We start from the raw sequence: 7790 nt of genomic DNA on the forward strand, positions 1-7790 counted from the left end.
TTGGTTTTCAAACTTGTTGCAGAGAAATTTTCTTGATAAAATAGATACATGACTAGATATAAAGCTGTAATTTCCTATGATGGCTACGCTTTTGCTGGTTTTCAGCGGCAACCTCATGCTCGTAGTGTTCAGGAGGAAATTGAAAAAACTTTAACAAAATTAAATAAGGGACAAGCTATTACCATTCATGGAGCTGGGCGAACGGACAGTGGCGTTCATGCTTTAGGACAGGTCATTCACTTTGATCTTCCCTATCAGATGGATGAGGAAAAACTTCGTTTTGCTCTTGATACCCAAAGTCCTGAAGATATCGATGTGATTTCGATTGAGATAGTGGCTGACGATTTTCATTGCCGTTATGTCAAGCATAGCAAGACCTACGAGTTTATCGTAGATAGAGGACGTCCTAAAAATCCCATGCGTCGCCATTATGCGACTCATTATCCCTATCCACTCGATGTGGAGCGGATGCAAGAAGCTGTAAAAAAACTAGAGGGAACACATGACTTTACTGGTTTTACGGCATCAGGTACTAGTGTGGAGGATAAGGTTAGGACGATCACGGAAGCTAGTCTTAGGGTTGATGAAACAGGGCAGTTTTTGACCTTTACATTCTCTGGCAATGGCTTCCTCTATAAGCAGATTCGAAATATGGTCGGAACCCTTCTGAAAATTGGTAACAACCGTATGCCGATTGAACAGATTGACCTGATTTTGGAGAAAAAAGACAGACAGTTGGCAGGACCAACTGCAGCACCCAATGGTTTGTATTTGAAGGAGATTCGTTATGAAGAATAATCGTATTTTAGCACTTTCAGGAAATGATATTTTTAGTGGTGGTGGATTGGCAGCAGACCTTGCGACCTACACCTTGAATGGCTTGCATGGTTTTGTAGCCATGACTTGTTTAACTGCTTTGACGGAAAATGGTTTTGAGGTCTTCCCGACAGATGAGACTATTTTCCAACAACAGTTGGATAGCCTGAAAAGTGTAGACTTTGGAGGGATTAAGATTGGTCTCTTGCCGACAGTCGGTGTTGCTGAAAAAGCATTGAATTTCATTAAGGAAAGTTCAGGAGTTCCAGTAGTCTTGGACCCTGTATTGGTTTGTAAGGAAACGCACGACGTTGCAGTTAGTGAGCTCTGTCAAGAGTTGATTCGCTTTTTCCCTTATGTATCAGTGATTACTCCGAATCTTCCTGAGGCAGAGTTGCTTGCAGACCAAAAGATTGAAAGTCTGGAAGATATGAAGGCTGCAGCTCAAAAATTACATGACTTGGGTGCACCAGCAGTCATTATCAAGGGTGGGAATCGCCTCAGTCAGGATAAGGCTGTGGATGTTTTTTATGATGGTCATGACTTTACCATTTTAGAAAATCCAGTCTTAGGAGGTCAAAATGCTGGTGCAGGTTGTACCTTTGCATCGAGCATTGCCAGTCAATTAGTACAAGGAGAGGAGCTCTTACCAGCAGTTGAGAGTTCTAAAGCCTTTGTTTACCGTGCCATCGCACAAGCAGATCAATATGGAGTCAGACAATATGAAGCAAACCAAAACAAGTAAAATCGCCCTATTATCTATACTAACTGCTCTATCAGTAGTTTTAGGTTATATTGTAAAAATCCCAACTCAAACAGGAATCTTAACGCTTTTAGATGCAGGAATCTTCTTTACCGCTTTTTATTATGGGCGCCGTGAAGGAGCCATCGTTGGGGGTCTAGGAGGTTTCCTCATTGACCTGATTTCAGGTTACCCTCACTGGATGTTCTTCAGCTTGCTTTTCCATGGTCTGCAGGGATATTTTGCAGGTTTTAAAGGAAAATGGCAGGGGCTTGGATTAGTTTTGGCGACTATCATCATGGTAGCTGGATATGCATGTGCGACTGCTTGGATGAAAGGTTGGGGGCAAGCCTGGTTAGATGTCCCTCACAATCTGTTACAGAATTTTGTTGGGATGGTTGTTGGGTATCTTCTATATCGGAGTATCAAGAACATTAGTAAGCAGTAAAAATAGTCTTCCATGGCAACTATTGAAAAAACTCTGATAATTTGCTAAAATGAAAGCTATGAAAACACTCTACGATGTGCAACAATTTCTCAAACAGTTTGGTATCATTGTCTATATGGGAAAACGTCTCTATGACATTGAACTGATGAAGATCGAGTTATCGCGAATCTATGATGCAGGCTTGATGGACAAGCTGGACTATCTTGAAGCGGAGGCTGTTCTTCGCAGAGAGCACAAACTAGAATTAGACTATTTAGAAAAAAATGGAGATTAGGTAATATGGTAACTTGGGTATTATGGGGACTTATTGTAGCGATGTTGGCATGGATGGGATACAACTATCTTCGCATTCGTCGTGCAGCGAAAATTGTAGACAATGCAGAGTTTGAGTCTTTGATTCGTACAGGTCAGTTGATCGACTTGCGTGATCCAGCTGACTTCCACAAAAAACATATCCTTGGAGCTCGTAATATTCCTTCAAACCAATTGAAGACAAGTCTTGCAGCTCTTCGCAAGGATAAACCTGTCCTTCTCTATGAAAACCAACGTGCGCAACGTGTCACAAATGCAGCACTTTTCTTGAAAAAACAAGGTTTCTCAGAAATCTATATCCTCTCTTACGGATTGGATTCTTGGACAGGGAAAGTAAAAGTTGAAAAATAAGAAATGGCGGCGGGACAGAAATCGATAGACAAAGTCTCGATTTCGTAGTCCCAGCCCCGCGAGGATGATTAGGAGCTTTTTGGAGTCTAAAAGACGAACAAAAAGTTCAATCAGCAACCGCGTCAAAGTTTGATTGCTAATAAAAAGTGAGGTCGGGATCTTTTGTCCCAACCTCATTTTTTAACCACTTTTTCTAAGAAAGTCACGAATGATTGCCAATTCTTGTGAGTTTAGAAGTCGGAAGTCACCTTCTGCTAGTTCAGGGTCCAATATAAAATCTCCAAATTGAACTCGTTTGAGAGCAGTGACCTTGACACCGGCTGAGAGGAACATTTTTTTGACCTGATGAAATTTCCCCTCAGAGATGGTAATGGTGGCTTGGCTGAGACTAGGACTTGAGGATAAAATCTCAAGTTGAGCAGGTTTACAAATAGTTCCATCAAGAAAGACAATCCCGTCTTTGAACTCTTGAATATGGTCGGGAGTTAGTGGCCCATTGACCTCTACTTGGTAAGTTTTATCGACATGGTATTGAGGATGGAGGAGTTGAAAACCTAGAGGCCCATTGTTTGTTAAGAGGAGGAGCCCTGTCGTATCCCGATCCAGACGACCGATGGCGTAGAGTTGGTCAGACTGGAGATGCTGAGGAAGGAGGTCCATGACCGTTGGGAGTTTCTTATCCTTGCTTGCAGTTACGACTCCATTTGGCTTATGGAGCATGAGGTAGGTGTGTTCGTATCCTTGGATTTTTCTATCTTTGAAAATCAGCTCTTGCAACCCTGTATCAACATTCTGTGCAAGGGAACGAGCAGGGTGTCCATCTACAAAGATTTCTTTTTTCAGAAGAGCTTGTTTCATGGCTTTTCGACTGATTTTTTCCTGGGCTAATAAATTATCTAAACGCATACCAGCCTATCTTATCACAAGTTGGTTCTTTTGAAAAGAAAAGAGAAGGAATGAATTTTCTTTTGAAAACATTTACACTTACTTGAATTAAGTCATTTGCTTAAAATTGTGGTATAATCGTTCAGTTAGAAAATAAATTTTTGAATATAATAGAGGAAATCATGACAAAATTAAGAGAAGATATCCGTAATATCGCGATTATCGCCCACGTCGACCACGGTAAAACGACCCTCGTTGACGAATTATTGAAACAATCTGAAACTCTTGACGCGCGTACAGAGTTAGCTGAGCGTGCAATGGACTCAAACGATATTGAAAAAGAGCGTGGAATCACGATTCTTGCGAAAAATACAGCAGTTGCCTACAACGGAACTCGTATCAACATCATGGACACACCAGGACACGCGGACTTCGGTGGAGAAGTTGAGCGTATCATGAAAATGGTTGACGGTGTTGTTTTGGTCGTAGATGCTTACGAAGGAACTATGCCACAGACTCGTTTCGTATTGAAAAAAGCCTTGGAACAAGACCTTGTGCCTATCGTTGTGGTTAACAAAATTGACAAGCCATCAGCTCGTCCAGCAGAAGTAGTGGATGAAGTCTTGGAACTTTTCATCGAGCTTGGTGCGGATGATGACCAGCTTGACTTCCCAGTGGTTTATGCGTCAGCGATCAACGGAACATCTTCATTGTCAGATGATCCAGCAGATCAAGAAAAGACTATGGCGCCAATCTTTGATACCATTATCGACCACATTCCAGCTCCAGTTGATAACTCAGATGAGCCCCTTCAATTCCAAGTGTCACTTCTTGACTACAACGACTTCGTAGGTCGTATCGGTATCGGACGTGTCTTCCGTGGTAGTGTAAAAGTTGGAGATCAAGTTACCCTTTCTAAATTGGATGGTACAACTAAGAACTTCCGTGTCACAAAACTCTTTGGTTTCTTTGGTTTGGAACGTCGTGAAATCCAAGAAGCCAAAGCTGGTGACTTGATTGCCGTATCTGGTATGGAAGATATCTTCGTCGGAGAAACCATTACTCCAACAGATGCAGTTGAAGCTCTTCCAGTTCTTCACATTGATGAGCCGACTCTTCAAATGACTTTCTTAGTTAATAATTCACCATTTGCTGGTAAAGAAGGTAAATGGGTCACTTCTCGTAAGGTAGAAGAGCGCCTTCAAGCAGAATTGCAAACAGACGTTTCCCTTCGTGTTGACCCAACTGATTCACCAGATAAATGGACTGTATCAGGACGTGGGGAATTGCACTTGTCAATCCTTATCGAAACAATGCGTCGTGAGGGTTATGAGCTTCAAGTATCTCGTCCAGAAGTTATCGTAAAAGAAATTGATGGTGTTAAATGTGAACCATTTGAACGTGTTCAAATCGACACACCAGAAGAGTACCAAGGATCTGTTATCCAAAGTCTTTCTGAACGTAAAGGTGAAATGTTGGATATGATTTCAACTGGTAATGGTCAAACTCGTTTGGTTTTCCTTGTTCCAGCCCGTGGTTTGATTGGATACTCAACTGAGTTCTTGTCAATGACTCGTGGTTACGGTATCATGAACCATACTTTCGACCAATACTTGCCATTGATTCCAGGTGAAATCGGTGGACGTCACCGTGGTGCCCTTGTTTCTATCGATACTGGTAAGGCAACAACATACTCTATCATGTCTATCGAAGAGCGTGGAACAATCTTTGTTAACCCAGGTACTGAGGTTTACGAAGGAATGATCATTGGTGAAAACTCTCGTGAAAATGACTTGACTGTTAATATTACGAAAGCGAAACAAATGACTAACGTTCGTTCAGCAACTAAGGACCAAACAGCGGTTATCAAGACTCCTCGTATCTTGACTCTTGAAGAATCACTTGAGTTCTTGAACGACGATGAATACATGGAAGTAACGCCTGAATCTATTCGTTTGCGTAAACAAATCCTTAACAAGGCAGAGCGTGAGAAAGCAAACAAAAAGAAAAAATCAGCTGAATAAGAGCTAGAAAGAGCAGAAAATGGTCTATTTAATCATAGGGATTTTATTACTCTTACTCTATGTATTTGCGACACCTCAAAGTATCAAGGGGACGGTTAATATTGTAATTCTTGTTTTTGGTCTCGTTTCCCTCGTGATTTTGCTTATGTTGTCCATCCTGCAAATCTTTCAGCTACCAACAGAATTCTTTATCACAGTAGCCATGCTGGTCCTTACTTACTTTAGTTTACGAGATATCTCCCTAATGTCGGTGAAAAAGAGATAGGTATGTGGCTTTGGAGTTCTATTAGGATTCGGTAAATATTTTGATAAAAACAACCACCACAAGTGAAGTCAGTAAAACTGAGTTTACTTGTGGTTTTTGCTTTGTATAGTGAAATGAAATAGAATCTGAACAAATTTACCAGAGTAGTTAAGTCAATTTCTAGCATTTTTTAGAATTCACAGTGTGCCGTTTTGTATTTGATCTACTATAAATCTAAAATTGAGAAAATGTTTATATAGTGGATTAAAATAAGATATGAACAGAGAGATTAGGAAAGTCAAACTAATTTCTAGAAATATTTTTAGCAGTTGTAGTGTACTGTTCTAGATTCAATATATTATATAATCTAGAAATTTAGGCTCTTTAAGCTTCATCGGCCTCCTACTTTCATTCACTAAATTTTTATTAAGTGGCAGATAATAGAAGAACTTCTGGAGGAAATTACGTTCTTACTGTGAATGTTTACAAAGAATACGGTTGCTTTTCTTTCAAAATTGGATAAAGAAGTTAGATATGGCAATTTTATTATTCAAATCCTTTGTAGGCGTTTACTATTTTTGATATACTGGGAAAAGGAATAGATACGAAATTGGAGTTTATCATGAAACAACATCATTTTAAAGCAAAACAACGCTTTTCTTTGAGAAAGTATGCAGTAGGAACTTGTTCCGTCTTATTGGGAACGAGTTTGTTTTTTGTAGGTACAAGCGGAAATGCTGTGCTTGCAGAGGAGAGGATTCCCCAGCTAGTGTCACACTATGTGGAAGATAAAGATCTACCTGAATCTTTGAAGGCTGAACTACGTTGGTTTGAAGAAAATGCTATCCAAGTGGAGGAAGGTAAGGATTATTACTTCGTCTACCGTAAATCTACTGCGAAGTTACCTGATACTGGCTTGTTTTCAAATGCTATCCTGCCTGTGCTAGGTACAGGAATCTTGTTAGTTTCGCTCACTCTCATTAAAAAGAGAAAGGGAGCCTCTCTCTTTCTAGTGACGGTTTTGGCTGTAGGTGGGACTGCTCTATCGGTTTCTGCCTTGGAGAACTTAGTAGAGCTTCGTCCAGCTCTCATCAAAACAGTTGCAGGAGAATTTTTGCCTAGTCCAGAAAGGATTGAGGGTTATGAATTTACAGGTTATTACTTTGTAAGAGAAAATGAGGAAATTTCTAAGACTGAAGATACAAAACCTCATTCTCCACAAGTAGAGAAGGTAGAATCGACCTCAATTCCAAGCGAAGGTATACCAAGCTTGGTCGAGGTGAAGCCAGAGCTTGAAGTTACGACAGAAGCCGTTGCTTATGATACTCTTCATCAGGACGATCCGGACTTGCTTAAGGGTGAAACCCGCGTCCTTCGAGCGGGAGTCTCAGGCGAGCGCACTATCTTAACGGAAGTCACGACTGTAGATGGTAAGGAGGTCCGTCAAGTCAAATCCAATACTGTGACTTTGGAGCCAATTTCCGAAATTATCGCAGTAGGCACTAAGGTAGAATCCACTTCAATTCCAAGTGAAGGTACTCCAAGTTTAGAAGAGGTGAAGCCAGAGCTTGAAGTTTCGACAGAAGCTGTCGCTTATGACACTGTTTATCAGGACGATCCAGACTTGCTTAAGGGGCAAACACGTGTCATTCAAACAGGTGTTACAGGCGAGCGCACTATTTTAACGGAAGTGACGACTGTAGATGGCAAGGAAGACCGCCAAGTCAAATCCAACACTGTAACTGTGGAACCAATTTCAGAAATCATAGCAGTAGGCACTAAGGTAGAATCCACTTCAACTCCAAGCGAAAGTACTCCGAGCTTGGTCGAGGTGAAGCCAGAGCTTGAAGTAACGACAGAAGCCATTGCTTATGATACTGTTTATCAGGATGCTCCGAACTTACTTAAGGGTCAAACACGTGTCATTCAAGCAGGTGTTGCAGGCGAGCGTACTATCTTAACGGCAGT

Annotated in this window: 9 protein-coding genes; 8 read left to right on the forward strand and 1 reads right to left on the reverse strand. The window is 41.1% G+C overall.

Features of this window, described 5'->3' with window-relative positions; translation table 11 throughout:
- The first annotated feature begins 48 nt into the window (after positions 1 to 48).
- From truA to O3611_RS09390, 5 genes are read left to right on the forward strand one after another with little or no spacing between them, the layout of a single operon-like run.
- Positions 49 to 798 carry a tRNA pseudouridine(38-40) synthase TruA gene (gene truA, locus O3611_RS09370; protein ID WP_371608470.1) on the forward strand — a complete coding sequence of 250 codons (750 nt, stop codon included), beginning with the start codon at positions 49 to 51 and terminating at the stop codon, positions 796 to 798.
- The gene (locus O3611_RS09375; protein ID WP_248035981.1) at positions 788 to 1561 is read left to right on the forward strand and encodes a bifunctional hydroxymethylpyrimidine kinase/phosphomethylpyrimidine kinase; all 774 of its coding nucleotides are present in this window, start codon (positions 788 to 790) and stop codon (positions 1559 to 1561) included. Before truA ends, O3611_RS09375 begins: the two co-directional genes overlap by 11 nt.
- Positions 1539 to 2006, forward strand: coding sequence for an ECF transporter S component (locus O3611_RS09380; protein ID WP_371608471.1), 468 nt, complete (start codon positions 1539 to 1541; stop codon positions 2004 to 2006). The genes O3611_RS09375 and O3611_RS09380 overlap by 23 nt, the downstream gene beginning before the upstream one ends.
- Before the next feature lie 49 nt (positions 2007 to 2055).
- Entirely contained in the window at positions 2056 to 2280 is a 225-nt protein-coding gene (locus tag O3611_RS09385) for a YqgQ family protein (RefSeq protein ID WP_000646475.1), read from the forward strand.
- 5 nt (positions 2281 to 2285) lie between these two features.
- Positions 2286 to 2669: a rhodanese-like domain-containing protein gene (locus O3611_RS09390; RefSeq protein ID WP_075231465.1), complete on the forward strand. Its 384-nt coding sequence runs from the start codon at positions 2286 to 2288 to the stop codon at positions 2667 to 2669.
- A 180-nt stretch (positions 2670 to 2849) separates the two neighbouring features.
- On the opposite strand, the gene O3611_RS09395 is transcribed toward O3611_RS09390, so the two are convergent.
- Positions 2850 to 3575: a 16S rRNA pseudouridine(516) synthase gene (locus O3611_RS09395; protein WP_371608472.1), complete on the reverse strand. Its 726-nt coding sequence runs from the start codon at positions 3573 to 3575 to the stop codon at positions 2850 to 2852.
- Positions 3576 to 3736: 161 nt separating this feature from the next.
- Between O3611_RS09395 and typA the strand changes: the two genes are divergently transcribed.
- From typA to O3611_RS09410, 3 genes are all read left to right on the forward strand, one after another.
- The gene (gene typA / locus O3611_RS09400) at positions 3737 to 5578 is read left to right on the forward strand and encodes a translational GTPase TypA (protein WP_000164118.1); all 1842 of its coding nucleotides are present in this window, start codon (positions 3737 to 3739) and stop codon (positions 5576 to 5578) included.
- Positions 5579 to 5597: 19 nt separating this feature from the next.
- On the forward strand, positions 5598 to 5843 hold the full coding sequence (locus O3611_RS09405; protein ID WP_311522530.1) for a DUF3165 family protein: 246 nt from the start codon (positions 5598 to 5600) through the stop codon (positions 5841 to 5843).
- Between the two features lie 601 nt (positions 5844 to 6444).
- Positions 6445 to 7790, forward strand: a 1346-nt coding sequence (locus tag O3611_RS09410) for a G5 domain-containing protein (protein ID WP_371608473.1), incomplete at its 3' end; no start/stop codon positions are given.

This window comes from Streptococcus sp. 27098_8_91 (assembly GCF_041432385.1).
GTDB lineage: Bacteria > Bacillota > Bacilli > Lactobacillales > Streptococcaceae > Streptococcus.

Excerpts from the sequence above, each read along its gene's own strand:
- truA (WP_371608470.1), top strand. The coding sequence starts at position 49 with ATGACTAGATATAAAGCTGTAATTTCCTATGATGGCTACGCTTTTGCT.
- O3611_RS09375 (WP_248035981.1), top strand. The coding sequence starts at position 788 with ATGAAGAATAATCGTATTTTAGCACTTTCAGGAAATGATATTTTTAGT.
- O3611_RS09380 (WP_371608471.1), top strand. The coding sequence starts at position 1,539 with ATGAAGCAAACCAAAACAAGTAAAATCGCCCTATTATCTATACTAACT.
- O3611_RS09385 (WP_000646475.1), top strand. The coding sequence starts at position 2,056 with ATGAAAGCTATGAAAACACTCTACGATGTGCAACAATTTCTCAAACAG.
- O3611_RS09390 (WP_075231465.1), top strand. The coding sequence starts at position 2,286 with ATGGTAACTTGGGTATTATGGGGACTTATTGTAGCGATGTTGGCATGG.
- O3611_RS09395 (WP_371608472.1), bottom strand. The coding sequence starts at position 3,575 with ATGCGTTTAGATAATTTATTAGCCCAGGAAAAAATCAGTCGAAAAGCC.
- typA (WP_000164118.1), top strand. The coding sequence starts at position 3,737 with ATGACAAAATTAAGAGAAGATATCCGTAATATCGCGATTATCGCCCAC.
- O3611_RS09405 (WP_311522530.1), top strand. The coding sequence starts at position 5,598 with ATGGTCTATTTAATCATAGGGATTTTATTACTCTTACTCTATGTATTT.